The organism is Loktanella sp. PT4BL (assembly GCF_003201935.1).
GTDB lineage: Bacteria > Pseudomonadota > Alphaproteobacteria > Rhodobacterales > Rhodobacteraceae > Yoonia.
Window position 1 is genome coordinate 580,143 of the sequence record NZ_QJJL01000001.1, and the last position, 14,817, is coordinate 594,959.

At 58.3% G+C, this 14,817-nt stretch carries 15 protein-coding genes; 11 read left to right on the forward strand and 4 right to left on the reverse strand.

The window, feature by feature from the left end:
- The first annotated feature begins 41 nt into the window (after positions 1-41).
- A complete protein-coding gene (bhcR, locus tag C7964_RS02805; RefSeq protein WP_110278149.1) occupies positions 42-869 on the forward strand; it encodes an HTH-type transcriptional regulator BhcR in 828 nt (275 codons plus the stop codon).
- Here the strand turns inward: bhcR and C7964_RS02810 are convergent.
- Positions 866-1,144 (reverse strand): hypothetical protein, encoded by a 279-nt coding sequence (locus tag C7964_RS02810; protein WP_076660909.1) that lies wholly within the window; start codon positions 1,142-1,144, stop codon positions 866-868. The two genes, bhcR and C7964_RS02810, sit on opposite strands and share 4 nt — an antisense overlap.
- 159 nt (positions 1,145-1,303) lie before the next feature.
- Between C7964_RS02810 and C7964_RS02815 the strand changes: the two genes are divergently transcribed.
- The 5 genes from C7964_RS02815 (at position 1,304) to C7964_RS02835 (ending at position 6,826) form a co-directional block, all read left to right on the forward strand.
- The gene (locus tag C7964_RS02815; RefSeq protein ID WP_110278150.1) at positions 1,304-2,464 is read left to right on the forward strand and encodes an acyl-CoA dehydrogenase family protein; all 1,161 of its coding nucleotides are present in this window, start codon (positions 1,304-1,306) and stop codon (positions 2,462-2,464) included.
- Positions 2,464-4,494 (forward strand): acetate--CoA ligase family protein, encoded by a 2,031-nt coding sequence (locus tag C7964_RS02820; protein WP_110278151.1) that lies wholly within the window; start codon positions 2,464-2,466, stop codon positions 4,492-4,494. The genes C7964_RS02815 and C7964_RS02820 overlap by 1 nt, the downstream gene beginning before the upstream one ends.
- Entirely contained in the window at positions 4,487-5,272 is a 786-nt protein-coding gene (locus tag C7964_RS02825; RefSeq protein ID WP_110278152.1) for a carnitinyl-CoA dehydratase, read from the forward strand. Before C7964_RS02820 ends, C7964_RS02825 begins: the two co-directional genes overlap by 8 nt.
- Positions 5,273-5,394: 122 nt before the next feature.
- On the forward strand, positions 5,395-6,429 hold the full coding sequence (locus tag C7964_RS02830; protein WP_110278541.1) for a Fe(3+) ABC transporter substrate-binding protein: 1,035 nt from the start codon (positions 5,395-5,397) through the stop codon (positions 6,427-6,429).
- Between the two features lie 127 nt (positions 6,430-6,556).
- Complete coding sequence (locus C7964_RS02835; protein WP_110278153.1) at positions 6,557-6,826, forward strand: hypothetical protein; 270 nt, start codon at positions 6,557-6,559, stop codon at positions 6,824-6,826.
- A gap of 3 nt (positions 6,827-6,829) precedes the next feature.
- Here C7964_RS02835 and C7964_RS02840 read toward each other — a convergent pair whose 3' ends face one another.
- The gene (locus C7964_RS02840; protein WP_400083583.1) at positions 6,830-8,488 is read right to left on the reverse strand and encodes an ABC transporter permease; all 1,659 of its coding nucleotides are present in this window, start codon (positions 8,486-8,488) and stop codon (positions 6,830-6,832) included.
- Positions 8,489-8,680: 192 nt separating this feature from the next.
- On the opposite strand from C7964_RS02840, the gene C7964_RS02845 reads away from it, so the two are divergent.
- The 3 genes from C7964_RS02845 (at position 8,681) to cueR (ending at position 12,314) form a co-directional block, all read left to right on the forward strand.
- Entirely contained in the window at positions 8,681-9,400 is a 720-nt protein-coding gene (locus tag C7964_RS02845; protein ID WP_110278154.1) for a DsbA family protein, read from the forward strand.
- A gap of 68 nt (positions 9,401-9,468) precedes the next feature.
- Complete coding sequence (locus C7964_RS02850; protein WP_110278155.1) at positions 9,469-11,928, forward strand: heavy metal translocating P-type ATPase; 2,460 nt, start codon at positions 9,469-9,471, stop codon at positions 11,926-11,928.
- The gene (gene cueR / locus C7964_RS02855; RefSeq protein ID WP_110278156.1) at positions 11,925-12,314 is read left to right on the forward strand and encodes a Cu(I)-responsive transcriptional regulator; all 390 of its coding nucleotides are present in this window, start codon (positions 11,925-11,927) and stop codon (positions 12,312-12,314) included. Before C7964_RS02850 ends, cueR begins: the two co-directional genes overlap by 4 nt.
- A gap of 58 nt (positions 12,315-12,372) precedes the next feature.
- On the opposite strand, the gene rpsU is transcribed toward cueR, so the two are convergent.
- Complete coding sequence (rpsU, locus tag C7964_RS02860; protein WP_007206547.1) at positions 12,373-12,579, reverse strand: 30S ribosomal protein S21; 207 nt, start codon at positions 12,577-12,579, stop codon at positions 12,373-12,375.
- 107 nt (positions 12,580-12,686) lie between these two features.
- Here rpsU and C7964_RS02865 point away from each other — a divergent pair, with 107 nt between their 5' ends.
- Positions 12,687-13,385 (forward strand): COQ9 family protein, encoded by a 699-nt coding sequence (locus C7964_RS02865; protein ID WP_110278157.1) that lies wholly within the window; start codon positions 12,687-12,689, stop codon positions 13,383-13,385.
- A gap of 12 nt (positions 13,386-13,397) precedes the next feature.
- Positions 13,398-14,369: an NAD(P)H-quinone oxidoreductase gene (locus C7964_RS02870; protein ID WP_110278158.1), complete on the forward strand. Its 972-nt coding sequence runs from the start codon at positions 13,398-13,400 to the stop codon at positions 14,367-14,369.
- A gap of 3 nt (positions 14,370-14,372) precedes the next feature.
- On the opposite strand, the gene rnhA is transcribed toward C7964_RS02870, so the two are convergent.
- Positions 14,373-14,816: a ribonuclease HI gene (gene rnhA, locus C7964_RS02875; protein WP_110278159.1), complete on the reverse strand. Its 444-nt coding sequence runs from the start codon at positions 14,814-14,816 to the stop codon at positions 14,373-14,375.
- Position 14,817: the final 1 nt, after the last annotated feature.

Genomic DNA, 14,817 nt, shown 5'->3' on the forward strand with positions numbered 1-14,817 from the left:
TTTTCATAATGTGAAATGTAATTTCAGATACGAGAAAAATCATGGAAGAAGAGGTAAAGCGTGGCCGTGGTCGCCCCAAGGCATGGGACGACAAGGGGGCGCAGAATACGATTAAATCGCTTGATCGCGCGTTAGAGGTTCTGGTCCAGCTGGGTGAAATGCAGGGCAGCACCCTGTCCGAAATCGCTGGCGCCCTTGGGCAATCCCCCGCAACCGTTTACCGTGTTCTGACCACATTTCAGGGTCGCGGCTTTGCCGACTTCGATCCGCAAAGCCAGGTCTGGAGCATTGGCCCCGCTGCATTCCTGACTGGATCAATGTTCCTGCGCCGCACGTCGCTGGTCGAACGCGCACGGCCCATCATGCGTGATCTGATGGAGGCGACGGGCGAGACTGCGAACCTTGGAATCGAACGGGATGGTCAGGTGCTCTTTTTGGGGCAGGTTGAGACGCACGCAACAATCCGCGCTTTCTTTCCGCCCGGGACCGCATCAGCGATGCATTCATCGGGCATTGGCAAAGCATTGCTGTCACGCATGCACGACAAACGCCAACGTGCAGTGCTGGCCGCCGGCAAGCTTGAACAGTTTACACCGCATACGCTGACCGATCCCGAAGCGATGATTGCCGATCTGCACACCACCAAGGCGCGCGGCTATGCTTTTGACGGCGAAGAACGCAACATCGGCATGCGGTGTATCGCAGCCCCTGTCTATAATGTCTTTGGCGAGGCGGTGGCGGGAATTTCAGTCTCGGGTCCGACGTCACGGATCACCGATGACCGGATCGCGGCCTTGGCCGAAGATGTCATGGAAGCCGCAGCGCGCCTGACCCGCGCGATTGGCGGAAACAACCGGCCGGCAAGCTAGCGTTTGCTGGACCGGATGGCGCTGTCGCGATAATTCGGATCGTCGCTGAACGGGTGGTCATGATCTGGCATGGTTGGTTCGGGTGCAGCATGGGGTTGTGACTGTGTCAGCTTTGCCCAGAGCTTGCGTGCAAGAAACTGGGCAATGACCACAAGCACCATAAACGCGCCGAAAGCGGTCAGGATCGACCCAGCGCTGACGTCGATGCAGGCATCACCTGCGCCAAAGGCAATGGCATAAAGGATACTGACTGTTTCAGTGCAGGTGGTGAGCATACGATCCCCGTTGGCTGAATACAGCCAGACTAATCCGCGTGGATAAAAACAGCAAACATTGCCGCTCTGCACGTTTTCTCTTAGGTGACTGCAATTCTGCATGACTTTTCCAGGGCGGCTTCTTACGGTTTGCGGTGAAGCACCAAAACGGAGCCAACCATGCATTTTGGCCTGACCGATGAACAACAAATGATCGTGGATACCGTACGGTCTTTTGTGGAACGCGAAATCTATCCCCATGAAGATGCGGTCGAACGGAGTGGGGAAGTTCCAAAAGAAATCGCCGATGAGATCAAACGCAAGACGATTGAACTGGGGTTTTATGCCTGCAACTTTCCGCAAGAGGTTGGTGGCGCAGGCTTAAGCCACGTTGAGTTTGCGCTGGTCGAGCGGGAATTGGGGCGTGGGTCGATGGCGCTGAACCACTTCTTCGGGCGCCCGCAGAATATCCTGATGGCCTGTCAGGAAGATCAGGTTGAGCGGTATCTGCGGCCTGCGGTGCGCGGCGAACGGATGGATGCGCTGGCGATGACGGAACCTGATGCAGGCTCGGACGTGCGGGGGATGAAATGTTCGGCGGTGCGCGATGGCGGCGATTGGGTGCTCAACGGGTCCAAGCATTTTATATCGGGTGCCGATCACGCGGATTTCTTTATCGTCTTTGTTGCAACGGGCGTGGATGACACGCCCCGTGGGCCCAAGAAACGTATTACCACATTTCTGGTTGACCGCGGGACGCCGGGTTTTGAGGTGCGGGATGGTTACCAATCGGTCAGCCACCGTGGGTACAAGAACTGCATTCTTGATTTTGACAACTGCCGCTTGCCGGATGCGCAGGTTCTGGGCGAAGTCGATGGCGGTTTTGCGGTGATGAATGAGTGGCTCTACGCCACACGGATTACCGTGGCCACCATGTCGGTTGGGCGGGCGCGGCGGTGTTTTGATTATGCCCTGAATTACGCCGCAGAGCGCAAACAATTCGGCCAGCCCATCGGCAAGTTCCAGGGCGTCAGTTTCCAGATCGCCGACATGATCACCGAGATTGACGCCGCAGATATGTTAACGCTTTCTGCCGCATGGCGTCTGGATCAAGGGCTACCGGCAAACCGCGAAATTGCCTCGGCCAAGGTCTATGCCACCGAAATGCTGGCCCGTGTCACCGACGCGACCCTGCAAATTTATGGCGGCATGGGATTGATGAGCGATTTCCCGATTGAGCGGTTCTGGCGTGATGCGCGGGTCGAGCGGATCTGGGACGGCACATCAGAAATCCAGCGCCACATTATCAGCCGCGAATTGCTGCGTCCTCTGGGGGCCTGATGGACAGGCTGACGCGGCTTTTTAACCCCCGCTCTATTGCTGTGATCGGTGGCGGGGCATGGGGTGCTGAAGTGATCCGCCAGTGCCAGAAGATCGGTTTTGCGGGCGATATCTGGCTGGTGCATCCCACCAAGGATGACGTGGCAGGCCTTTTACCTTTTCGCGAAATTGCGGACCTACCCGCGCCACCTGATGCGGTGTTTATTGGTGTCAACAGGCACACGACCGTCGCGGCAGTAGAAGCACTTGCCGCGATTGGTGCGGGTGGCGCCATTTGTTTTGCCTCGGGTTTTAGCGAGGCGGCACATGAGGTCGCGGACGGGCATGACCTGCAACAGGCGCTTCTGGTGGCGGCAGGAAATATGCCCGTGATCGGCCCCAACTGCTATGGGTTCCTGAATTATCTCGATGGGGTCACCCTTTGGCCCGATCAGCATGGTGGCCTCCGCGTGGACAGTGGGGTGGCCCTGATCGCGCAATCCTCGAATGTGGCGATCAATCTGACGATGCAGACCCGCGGTTTGCCAATTGCCTATGTCGCGACCGTGGGCAATCAGGCGCAAACCGGTCTGTCCGAGATTGGCAGGACGTTGCTGGCGAACCCCAAGGTCACGGCGCTGGGGCTCTATCTGGAGGGCATAGATGATCTGGCGGGTTTTGTGGAACTGGCTGCGGCAGCACGGCGTTTGGGCAAGCCGATTGTCGCGTTGAAAACCGGGAAATCCGAACAGGCGCAAAGGGCAGCGATTTCTCACACTGCCTCGCTTGCGGGCAGCGACGCGGGTGCTGATACGCTTTTTGATCGTCTGGGGATCGGGCGGGTGTCTTCACTCTCGGCCTTTCTCGAGACGCTCAAGCTTTTGCATGTTGTGGGGCCCTTGGGTGAAGCCACGGTCGCCTCGATGTCGTGTTCGGGTGGTGAGGCCAGCCTGATGGCTGATATGGCGCATGGGCGGTCGATCTCGTTTCCGCCGCTTTCAGAGGCGCAAACCGTTGATCTGCGAAACACTCTTGGGCCAATCGTGGCGTTAGCCAATCCGCTCGACTACCATACCTTTATCTGGGGCAACGAAGACGCGATGGCCGCCACATTTTCCGCCATGATGTCACCGGACATGGCGCTGGGCGTCGTGATCCTTGATTTCCCGCGCCCTGACCGCTGCACAGCCCCTGCGTGGGACTTGGTGCTGAATGCCGTAGAATGCGCGCAGGCGCAGACAGGCCGCCCTATCGCGGTGCTGAGTTCATTGGTCGAAAACCTGCCCGAGCATGTTGCCATTGATCTCGTGGCGCGGGGCATTCTGCCGCTTTGCGGCATGGCCGAGGCGATTGAGGCGATCGCGGTCGCGGCGCGTGTCGGGAAGCCGAAAGGGGAAGGACTGTTTGTCCCGCCACTGGTGCGGCCAGCGCAGGTACTGAGTGAGGCAGAAGCAAAGCAGGTCTTGAAGCGCTATGGCCTGCCGGTCCCGCAGTCTGAATATGTCACAAACATTAAAGGGCTTGCAGATGCCGGGCAGGTGGTCGGCTTTCCTGTTGTTCTGAAAGGTACCGGTGTCGCCCACAAGACCGAAGCGGGCGCAGTTGTTGTGGGGATTGCTGACCAGGCGGCTTTGTTGCGTGCCGCCGAGGCAATGCCGACGGAGACCTTTCTGGTCGAACAGATGATCACCGATGTGATTGTCGAGCTTCTTGTTGGTGTCGTGCTGGATCCGGCGCATGGCTATGTGCTGACACTTGCGGCGGGCGGGACCTGGGCGGAGATTCTGGAGGACAGGACGAGCCTGATCCTGCCCGTCGATGCGAGTGATATCAAACAGGCGCTTGGTGAATTGCGGATTGCACCTGTTCTGAACGGCTATCGCGGCGCGCCTGCGGTCGATATCCAAGCGATCATTGACGCGGTGCTGGCGGTACAGTCCTATGTCATGACGCAGACGCCAATAGAGATAGAAATCAACCCGCTAATGTGTGGCCCAAGAGGGGCCGTCGCGGCGGATGCGTTGATCACAACAGGAGAACGCCATGACTGACGGCCCCATCAAGACCACCCGCGACGGGCATATCCTCGAGGTGACGCTGGACCGCCCCAAAGCGAACGCGATTGATCTGGCGACCAGCCGGATCATGGGCGAGGTCTTTGCCGATTTCCGCGATGACCCTGACCTGCGCGTGGCGATTGTGACTGGTGCGGGTGAGAAATTCTTTTGCCCGGGCTGGGATCTCAAGGCGGCCGCTGAGGGTGATGCTGTCGATGGCGACTATGGCAAGGGCGGCTTTGGCGGGCTGCAGGAATTGCCGCGTATGAATAAACCGGTCATCATGGCGATCAACGGGATTTGCTGCGGCGGCGGGCTGGAACTGGCGTTGTCAGGCGATATTCTCTTGGCGGCTGAACATGCCACTTTCGCTCTGCCTGAAATCCGCTCCGGCACTGTCGCTGATGCAGCGTCCTGCAAGTTGCCCAAACGGATACCCTATCACATCGCGATGGAAATGCTTTTGACAGGGCGCTGGATCGACGCCGAGGAGGCCGCCCGCTGGGGATTGATCAACCGTGTGGTTCCGGCGGATCAGTTGATGGATGAAGCGCGCAAGATGGCAGCACTTATCGCGTCGGGGCCGCCGCTTGTTTATGCGGCGCTCAAGGAAGTGGTCCGGGAGGCGGAAGATATGAAATTCCAGGACGCAATGAATCGGATCACCAAGAGCCAGTTTGCCACTGTCGAGACCCTCTATAACTCGGAGGATCAGTTGGAAGGGGCGCGCGCATTCGCCGAAAAGCGTGATCCGGTTTGGAAGGGACGGTAGAATTCTTATATAAAACAAATACTTAATTTTTCTCTGACAAAAATGATCAGGATATATTGCATATCCTGATCATTTTTGTCAGTTTCCGCGCATCAACTCCAACCTTCGCAAGGATGAAGATCATGCGCACACCATTGAGAAACTCACTCTTCCTGACGGCCGCCCTGACAATTTCGGCCACGTCCGTCTACGCCCAAAGCGACGCAGGCGAAGTGAACCTCTATTCCTCACGTCACTATGACACTGACGAGCGGCTCTATTCGGACTTCACCGAGCTGACAGGCATCACTGTGAACCGGATTGAAGCAAACGCCGATGAATTGATCGCCCGGATGCAGGCAGAGGGTGCAAATTCGCCTGCTGATATTCTCATGACTGTTGACACATCGCGTCTTGCACGTGCCAAGCAGGCCGGTCTGTTGCAAACGATTGATAGCGATATCCTAGAGGCCCGCATTCCCGGGTATCTGCAGGACGCCGACAACCAGTGGTTTGGCTTCAGCCAGCGCGCGCGCATTATCTTCTATGACAAGAACCGCGTCGCAAACCCGCCGCAGGACTATGTCTCTCTGGCTGATCCTGCATATGAAGGGATGGTCTGTCACCGGTCTTCGACCAATGTCTATTCGCAGACACTGCTGTCGGCGGTGATCGAAAACCACGGTGAAGAGGCCGCGACGGAGTGGGCGCAAGGTTTCGTCAACAACTTTGCCCGCGATCCGCAGGGTGGCGATACCGACCAACTGCGTGGTCTGGTGTCAGGTGAATGCGACATTGCCATCTCGAACACCTACTACTTTGCCCGCGCTCTGCGCACTGACGTTGATGGCCTGGACGCCGACGCGCTTGCAAATATCGGCTGGGTCTTCCCTGCACAGAACGCCGAGGGCGCGCATATGAACCTGTCAGGTGGTGGTGTCGCTGTGAACGCGCCGAACCGCGACAATGCGATCAAGTTCCTCGAGTATCTGGCCTCTGATCGTGCACAGCAGTACTTCAGCGCAGGCAACGACGAATATCCTGCGGTACCCGGTGTTGGGTTGTCACCTTCCGTCGCAGCAATGGGGCTTTTCCGTCCTGACGCGGTTGACCTGAGCGCCGTTGCAGAGAACCTGCCTGCGGCACAGCAGATCTTTAATCAGGTCGGTTGGGAATAAATTCTATCTCTGACGGCTTAAAGGGCGCCTCGCAAAAGGCGCCTTTTTTGTGTTTGGTGTAATGCGCTCCGTCACTTGACTTGCAATATGCAGGCTTGCTTTTCTGCGGGCACAAGGAGCCGCGCAGATGCCAATCGACAACAACGATCCCGCCCATGTTTTTGTTCAACAGGCCAATCGCAAAGAGGCGCAGAACTGTCGGAACGGTGATTTGCGGCGCGCCCGCGCCAAGACACAAAGCCCATGGTGGTTTGTGTTTTCGGCGAGTTTGCTGGGTTTTGCGACCGTCATGTACGCGCTGGAAAGTAATCGTGCGATCACTGGCATATTCGGCCTATTGACCGCAGTACATGTGTTCTTGGCCTATCAGCAGTGGAAGCGGCGTGCAGAACAATAGGGTTCAGGCGCGACCCGTGCCGATCTTGCGACATAGCAGGATCACAGGGATCAACCCGATTGCCGCAATGACAAGGCTGGGCACGGCTGCACCCTCAAGCCGTTCATCTGACGCCAGCCGATAGGCCTGCACCGCAAGTGTGTCGTAGTTGAATGGCCGCATGATCAGGGTTGCGGGCAATTCCTTCATCACATCGACAAAGACGATCAAGCCTGCGGTCAAAAGGCTGGTGCGCAACAGGGGCATATGGACCCGTCTGACCAGACCGGGAATGTCCTGGCCCAAGGTCCGTGCGGCTGCATCCATATTGGGTGCAACCGACGCAATCCCACCCTCATATGCGCCAATGGCTGCCGCGAGGAACCGGATCAGATAGGCCGAAATCAACAGCCAGATCGAGCCTGTAAACAAGAGCCCTGTCGAGATGTCAAAGGTGGCGCGCATCCAGCTATCAAGCGCGTTGTCAAAGGCCGCAAACGGCACCAGGAGCCCCACCGCGATAACCCCGCCTGGCACAGCATAGCCGATCCGTGCAAGATAGAGGGACGTGCCGGTCAGGCGGCTTGTGCTGACACGGTGCAGGGTACCGAGGATCAGGGCCGCAAGCACCGTAAGGACCGCAGCAATACCGGCAAGTGTGAGCGAATTGCGGATAAAGCCCAGATAGCGTGGACTGAGCAGGTCTTGCTGCGACCCGACGGCCATAATGCTGAGTGCGATGACAGGCAGGACCACGCCAAGCAGAACAGGTGTGAGACAAAATAGAAACGCACCAAGCTTTTGACCCTTGCTGAGGGTCAGGCGCTGTAAGGGGGCGTTACGTCTTCCACTGGTGTATTTTGCGTTACCACGGCTCGTCCGTTCCAGCATCACAAGCAGCAGCGCAAAGCTCAACAGACCTAACGCCAGTTGCGCTGCTGCGGCGCGATCCGCCAGAGAAAACCAACTGGTGTAAATGCCCACTGCGAAGGTTTGCACACCAAAATAGGCCACTGTGCCGAAATCCGCGATTGTTTCCATTGCGACCAGCATCACGCCCGAGGCAATCGCCGGTCGTGCCATGGGCAGAGACACATGCATGAACGCCGAAAAAGGTGAGCGGCCCAGAACCCGCGCGGCCAGAAATGTGCTCGATCCTTGCGCCGCAAATGCAGCCCGCGCCAAGAGATAGACATAAGGATACAGCACCAGCGTCAGCATCATCGCGGCGCCACCCAGCGAGCGGATTTCAGGGAACCAATAGTCCCGAGGTCCCCATCCTGTCAGATCGCGCAGCAAGGTTTGCACGATCCCTGGATGGTCGAGCACATGCGTATAACCGTAGGCCAGCACATAGGCCGGAAATGCAAGCGGCAGCGCCAGCGCGATTTCCATCCAGCGGCGCCCGGGAAAATCGGTCATCGTGACAAGCCAAGCGGCACCTGCGCCGATAAATGCGGCCCCCGCCATGACCAGCGCCACAAGGATCAATGTGGTGATTGTGTAGCGTCCTAGAACCGTTTCGGCCAGATTGTTCAGCGTGTCGAACGATCCGGTCAATGCCGCTGCAAGAACACCGATGTATGGCACGATACAAACAAGCATCACAAACACAGCGATGCCCTTGAAAAGGGACGTCAGGGCGGGCCTGTGTGACGGCTTGTTTGCGCGCGGTTGTTCCATAGCCTGCACCTAAACGAAAGCAGGCCAGAGGAGCAAGCGATAGGGGCGCGTCATTCCTGCGCAATCGTGTCATTGGTTATACAGAGCTGTGTCGTTCGGCCGCAGAATTCACATAGATGTATGTGGCCAACGGTGCTGCAAAATGATTGTATGCAAGCGACCCTGCGATTTATCCGATGAAATGGACATGACATGCGTATACTTTTGGCCACTGCCCTGATGACCCTGCTTCCTTTCGGAGCCGCAGCGCAGAGCATGTCAGACGACGAGATCAAGGCACTGGCGCTTGAAGCGATCCGCGAAAACCCGCAGATCATCATGGAGGCAATCGCGCTTATCGAAGAGCAGCGCAGCGCAGCACAGGCCGCAGCGCAGGCCGAAATCCTGCTCCGCCAGCGTGCGTTTCTTGAAAACGATCCAAATGCGCCCTCTGTCGGCAATCCCGATGCAGAGACCGTTATTGTGGAATTCTTTGATTACAACTGCCCTTACTGCAAACGCGCAGCTGGTGATGTAAAGGCGCTCCTTGCAGCGGATAAGGACGTGCGTGTTGTCTACCGTGAATGGCCCATCTTGGGTGAAGGCTCTGTTCTTGCCTCGCGGGCAGCATTGGCCGCGCGCAATCAGGGCAAATACGAAGAAATGCACTGGGGTTTGATGGAAATGCGTGGACGTGCGGAAGAGGCGTCGATCCTTGCCTTGGCGCGGTCCATTGGTCTGGATGTAGACCAACTGCGCGAAGATATGCAAAGCGATGCAGTCAATAGCCACATTGCCGCGTCCGACCAGCTGGCGCAGAACCTCGGCTTTACCGGCACGCCGGCATTTGTAATTGGCGATGCTTTGGTGCCCGGTGCGATCCCGCTGGCAGAGCTTCAGCAATATATCGCAGAAGCCCGCTCCGTAGAATAACCTGATTGCCCCTTGACCTTCCAGTGAGTGGAAGCCCTATGTAAAGCGTCTACCAAAGGTGGCACGCTATGACAAAAAGTTCTCTGACACTCCAAATCTCGAAACTGTCTTGCGGATCCTGCGTTGCGCGGGCCGAAAACGCGCTGCGCGCCGTTGATGGGGTGAACGAGGTTGCGGTGAACCTCGCCTCGGAAAGCGCTGTGGTCGGGTTCGACGCACCGGCAACCCCTGCCAGCATTACAGAGGCTCTTGCGACCGCAGGCTATCCTGCAGTCGTTGATCAAGTAACCTTGGCCATCACAGGCATGACCTGTGGAGGTTGCGCCGCGCGGGTGGAAAAGGCCCTTGCCGCCGCACCTGCGGTGACCGACGTATCGGTAAACCTGGCGTCCGAGACAGCGCTGGTAAAATTCCTTGCGGGCGCTACGACACCGCAGGCCGTGGCAAGGGCATCAACCAATGCAGGCTATCCCGCGCATGTGCATGATCTTTCCGCGCCCAAGGTCGATCATAAAGCCGCCGAGATGGCGGCGTTGCGTCGCCATTTGACGATTGCGGCTGTTCTTACTGCGCCGGTTTTCGTGGTGGAAATGGGGGGGCATTTTATCCCGGGCGTCCATGAGTTCGTCCACCGCACCATCGGGATGCAAACCAGTTGGGTGTTGCAGTTTGTGCTCGTCACGCTCGTTCTCATCTGGCCGGGACGGTTCTTTTTTACCCAAGGCCTGCCTGCTCTCTTCAAAGGCGCGCCGGATATGAACGCTTTGGTTGCCATCGGCACAGGTGCAGCATGGGCGTTTTCCACAGTTGCGACGTTCTTTCCGGCCGTCCTTCCCGCAGGAACACGCGCAGTCTATTTTGAGGCGGCAGCGGTCATCATCACGCTGATCCTGCTTGGTCGTTTCCTTGAAGCACGTGCAAAGGGCAAGACTGGTGCGGCGATCCGCAGGCTTGTCGGCCTGCAGCCCAAGACCGCCTACCAGATGGAGGATGGCGCAGCGGTTGAAGTCCCGATTTCCGATATTGTTGTTGGCGATATCCTGCGCGTCCGTCCTGGCGAGCGCATTGCGGTTGATGGTGTCGTGATCGAGGGCAGTTCCTTTGTCGATGAAAGCATGATCACCGGTGAGCCGATCCCCGTTGAAAAGGCGAGCGATGATCGCGTCACGGGCGGTACAGTGAACGGGACAGGTGTCTTTACCTTCCGTGTGACACAGGTGGGCGCGGATACGATGCTGGCGCAGGTTATCCGCATGGTGGAAGATGCACAGGGGGCCAAGCTGCCCATTCAGGACCTTGTGAACCGCGTGACGCTTTGGTTCGTGCCGGTTGTTTTGGTGCTGGCCGTTCTGACAGTAATCGGCTGGCTGATTTTTGGCCCTGATCCGGCACTCAGCTTTGCTTTGGTCGCGGGTGTGTCGGTCCTGATCGTCGCTTGCCCTTGTGCGATGGGATTGGCTACACCAACCTCGATCATGGTGGGCACGGGCCGCGCGGCAGAACTGGGTGTGTTGTTTCGCAAAGGCGATGCGTTGCAGGCCCTGCGTTCCGCGCAAATCGTGGCCTTTGACAAAACCGGTACGCTGACGCGCGGGCGGCCAGAGGTGACGTCTGTGTTCCTGAACGCGGGCCTTGATGAGGCTGAAGTCATGGGGCGCGTTGCTAGTGTCGAGGCGTTGTCAGAGCACCCGATTGCCGAAGCTATTGTGCGGATGGCAAAAGACAAAGGATATCCCATTGGCTCCGCATCAGATTTCCGCGCCGAAGCGGGCTTTGGTGTTACGGCAATGGTTGATGGCCGGACCGTGATGGTGGGAGCAGACCGCATGATGGAACGCGCAGGCATTGCGATTGAGGCTTTCGCTGACCAAGCCGCGCAGATCGCAGCACAGGGCCAAACGCCGTTTTATGCAGCCATTGATGGCGCGTTGGTGGGGCTGATCGGGATTTCGGACCCGATCAAGCCAGAGACACCAGCGGCGATCAAAAAGCTTCAGGACATGGGGCTGAAGGTCGCGCTGATCACCGGCGATAACAAGACGACGGCCAATGCCATTGCCGCAGAGCTCGGGATCGACACGGTCATCGCCGAGGTGCTGCCGGACGGCAAGGTGGCCGCCCTACGGGATCTTGCCAAGGACGGTGCCAAGATTGCTTTCGTGGGTGACGGGATCAATGACGCGCCCGCGCTGGCCGCGGCGGACGTTGGGATCGCCATTGGCACGGGCACCGATGTGGCGATTGAAAGCGCGGATGTGGTGCTCATGTCCGGCGACATCAACGGTGTGTCCAATGCGTTCGAGATCAGCCGCCACACCATGCGCAACATCCGCGAGAACCTGTTTTGGGCCTTTGCCTATAACTCCGCGCTGATCCCTGTCGCGGCGGGGGGGCTTTATGTCTTTGGCGGGCCGCTCTTATCGCCGATGCTGGCGGCAGGGGCGATGGCGCTATCGAGCGTTTTTGTCCTGTCGAATGCGTTGCGCCTGCGCTGGGTCGCGCCTGTGGCAAAGGCGGCTGTGGCATGAATATTGGGGATGCTGCAACAAAGGCAGGGCTGCCTGCGAAAACGATCCGTTATTATGAGGATATCGGGCTGGTCAAACCGGCGCGCGACGCCAACGGGTACCGCGCGTTTGTGCAAAGTGATATTCACAAGCTGACCTTTCTTGCGCGCGCCCGTGCGTTGGGATTTTCGATCGAGGATTGCCGCGACCTTCTTGCGCTGTGGGAGGATAGTTCTCGGGCCAGTTCCGATGTGCGCCGGATTGCGCAAGAACACCTGGCGCGGATCGAAACAAAGATCGCCGATCTTGAGGACATGCGCGATACGTTGAAAACGCTGGTCCGCGATTGCGCGGGCGATGATCGCCCGGACTGTCCGATACTGAACCGGCTGGGTGATCCCGCATAAGAAAACCCCCGCCTGATTGCTCAGCCGGGGGTTCTTGGTCGTAACGTCGGAAGGATGCTTAGAGCATACCTTCGCGCTGGAGCTTCTTGCGCGCCAGCTTGCGCTGACGGCGGATCGCTTCTGCTTTCTCACGCGCTTTGCGGATCGAAGGCTTTTCGAAATGCTGCTTGAGCTTCATTTCACGAAAGACGCCCTCACGCTGAAGTTTCTTCTTCAGAGCACGCAACGCCTGATCGACGTTGTTATCACGAACACTAACCTGCATGTGGTTTTCACCACCTCTCTAAGTTAAATTTGCAAAAATTGCAGGAAGTGGGCAGATAGCAAAGGTGGGCTAGTTTGTCTAGTGTGCACGAACAGCAGGAGATCATCATGACAAAGCCCGACGTTGACCCGATCCTCGAGCAACTTCTGGATGCGGCACTGCCCCACGTGGCCTTTGACGGCTGGTCGCCTGAGACATTTGCCGCCGCCACACGTGACGCAGGGGTTGATCCCGCGGTCGCCGAGGCGCTGTGTCCGCGCGGTGCGGTTGATCTGGCGATTGCCTATCACAAAAGGGGTGATGCGGCCATGATTGCGGCGCTCAAGGCCGCCGATCTGGGCGATATGCGCTTTCGCGACAAGGTGGCCCATGCGATCCGCCTGCGCCTGCAGGTGATCGACGATAAAGAGGCGGTGCGCCGTGGCACCACCCTTTTTGCGCTGCCGCATATGGCGGCGGACGGGGCGAAACTGGTTTGGGGCACGGCGGACGCGATCTGGAACGCGCTGGGCGATACGTCGCGCGATGCCAATTGGTACACCAAACGGATGACGCTTTCGGCGGTCTACAGCGCGGTGATTCTCTTCTGGCTGGGCGACGACAGTCTGAACATGCAGGCCACCGACGATTTTATCGACCGCCGCATCGACAATGTGATGCAGTTCGAAAAATTCAAGGCACAGGCCAAGGCGAACCCCTTGTTCAAACCCGTTGCCGGCACGCTGGAACGGATGATGAGCGGCATCAAAGCACCCGCGACCCATAGCGACCCTGATCTGCCGGGCGTCTGGCGTGATCCGCAGTAAGGACAAGAATTCATGAAGGCTATCGAGATTTCCAAGCCCGGCGGGCCTGATGTGCTGATGCTTGCCGAGCGGCCCATGCCGGAACCGGCCTATGATCAGGTGGTGATCAAAGTGGTCTACGCGGGCGTGAACCGCCCCGATGCCCTGCAACGTGCGGGCCTCTACAATCCGCCCAAAGGTGCCAGTGATCTGCCCGGTCTGGAAGCGGCGGGTGAGGTGGTGTCCTGCGGTGAAGGGGTGACCGGCTTGCGTGTGGGCGATCAGGTCTGTGCGCTATTGCCCGGGGGCGGTTATGCCGAATATGTGGCGACCCCTGCGGCACATTGCCTGCCCGTTCCCGAGGGTCTGAGCCTGAAACAAGCGGCCTGCCTGCCCGAGACTTTCTTTACCGTCTGGTCCAACGTTTTCATGCGCGGTGGCTTGCAGGCGGGACAGCGCTTTTTGGTCCATGGCGGCAGTTCGGGCATCGGGACAACCGCCATTCAGCTTGCAAAGGCTTTCGGCGCGCGGGTGTTTGCGACGGCGGGATCAGCCGACAAATGCGCGGCTTGTGTTGCATTGGGGGCAGAGGATGCTTTCAATTACCGCGAGGATGATTTTGTTGAAAAACTGCAAGCGCTGGGCGGGGCAGATCTGATCCTTGATATGGTCGGGGGCCCATATATCCAGCGCAATCTGAAAGCGCTCGCCGACGATGGAAAACTCGTGCAGATTGCATTTCTGCAAGGGCCGAAGGCGGAATTGAACCTTGTGCAATTGATGACGCGGCGTTTGACGATCACCGGATCAACCCTGCGCCCGCAGTCCGATCTGGCCAAGGCGCGGATTGCCGATGAACTGCGTGCGCATGTCTGGCCGCTGCTTGCGGCGGGCAAGGTTGCCCCTGTGATGGATCAGGAATTCGCGCTTGCAGATGCCGCTGCCGCCCATGCCCGCATGGAAAGCAGCGCACATATCGGCAAGATTGTGTTGAAGGTCAGCTAAGGCTCACTTTTTGAACGGCGCCATCCCCGCACGCGCCAACTCGTCGGCCTTTTCGTTCTCGGGGTGGCCCGCGTGCCCTTTGACCCATTCCCATGTCACGTCATGTCGGGCCGTTGCGGCGTCCAGCCGTTGCCAAAGGTCGATATTCTTGACCTTGCCTTTCTTCCAGTCGCTTTTCTTCCAGCTGTGGATCCACTTGGTGATCCCGTCTTTGACATAAGAGCTGTCTGTCACGACCGTGACAGCTGCCCCCTTTGACAGAGTCTCCAACGCGGTAATGGCCGCCAAGAGCTCCATCCGGTTATTGGTGGTTTCCGCTTCACCGCCCGAGAGTTCGCGGGTCTTCACAACGGTATCGCCCTCGCGCGCAACCAGAAGTGCACCCCACCCGCCGGGGCCCGGATTGCCCGAGCAGGCACCATCTGTGTAAGCATAGAGTTTCGGCATG

Coding starts and splice junctions, on each gene's coding strand:
- C7964_RS02845 (WP_110278154.1), top strand. CDS start 8,681: ATGCGTATACTTTTGGCCACTGCCCTGATGACCCTGCTTCCTTTCGGA.
- C7964_RS02810 (WP_076660909.1), bottom strand. CDS start 1,144: ATGCTCACCACCTGCACTGAAACAGTCAGTATCCTTTATGCCATTGCC.
- C7964_RS02870 (WP_110278158.1), top strand. CDS start 13,398: ATGAAGGCTATCGAGATTTCCAAGCCCGGCGGGCCTGATGTGCTGATG.
- bhcR (WP_110278149.1), top strand. CDS start 42: ATGGAAGAAGAGGTAAAGCGTGGCCGTGGTCGCCCCAAGGCATGGGAC.
- C7964_RS02815 (WP_110278150.1), top strand. CDS start 1,304: ATGCATTTTGGCCTGACCGATGAACAACAAATGATCGTGGATACCGTA.
- rpsU (WP_007206547.1), bottom strand. CDS start 12,579: ATGCAGGTTAGTGTTCGTGATAACAACGTCGATCAGGCGTTGCGTGCT.
- C7964_RS02840 (WP_400083583.1), bottom strand. CDS start 8,488: ATGGAACAACCGCGCGCAAACAAGCCGTCACACAGGCCCGCCCTGACG.
- C7964_RS02830 (WP_110278541.1), top strand. CDS start 5,395: ATGCGCACACCATTGAGAAACTCACTCTTCCTGACGGCCGCCCTGACA.
- cueR (WP_110278156.1), top strand. CDS start 11,925: ATGAATATTGGGGATGCTGCAACAAAGGCAGGGCTGCCTGCGAAAACG.
- C7964_RS02820 (WP_110278151.1), top strand. CDS start 2,464: ATGGACAGGCTGACGCGGCTTTTTAACCCCCGCTCTATTGCTGTGATC.
- C7964_RS02825 (WP_110278152.1), top strand. CDS start 4,487: ATGACTGACGGCCCCATCAAGACCACCCGCGACGGGCATATCCTCGAG.
- C7964_RS02865 (WP_110278157.1), top strand. CDS start 12,687: ATGACAAAGCCCGACGTTGACCCGATCCTCGAGCAACTTCTGGATGCG.
- C7964_RS02835 (WP_110278153.1), top strand. CDS start 6,557: ATGCCAATCGACAACAACGATCCCGCCCATGTTTTTGTTCAACAGGCC.
- rnhA (WP_110278159.1), bottom strand. CDS start 14,816: ATGCCGAAACTCTATGCTTACACAGATGGTGCCTGCTCGGGCAATCCG.
- C7964_RS02850 (WP_110278155.1), top strand. CDS start 9,469: ATGACAAAAAGTTCTCTGACACTCCAAATCTCGAAACTGTCTTGCGGA.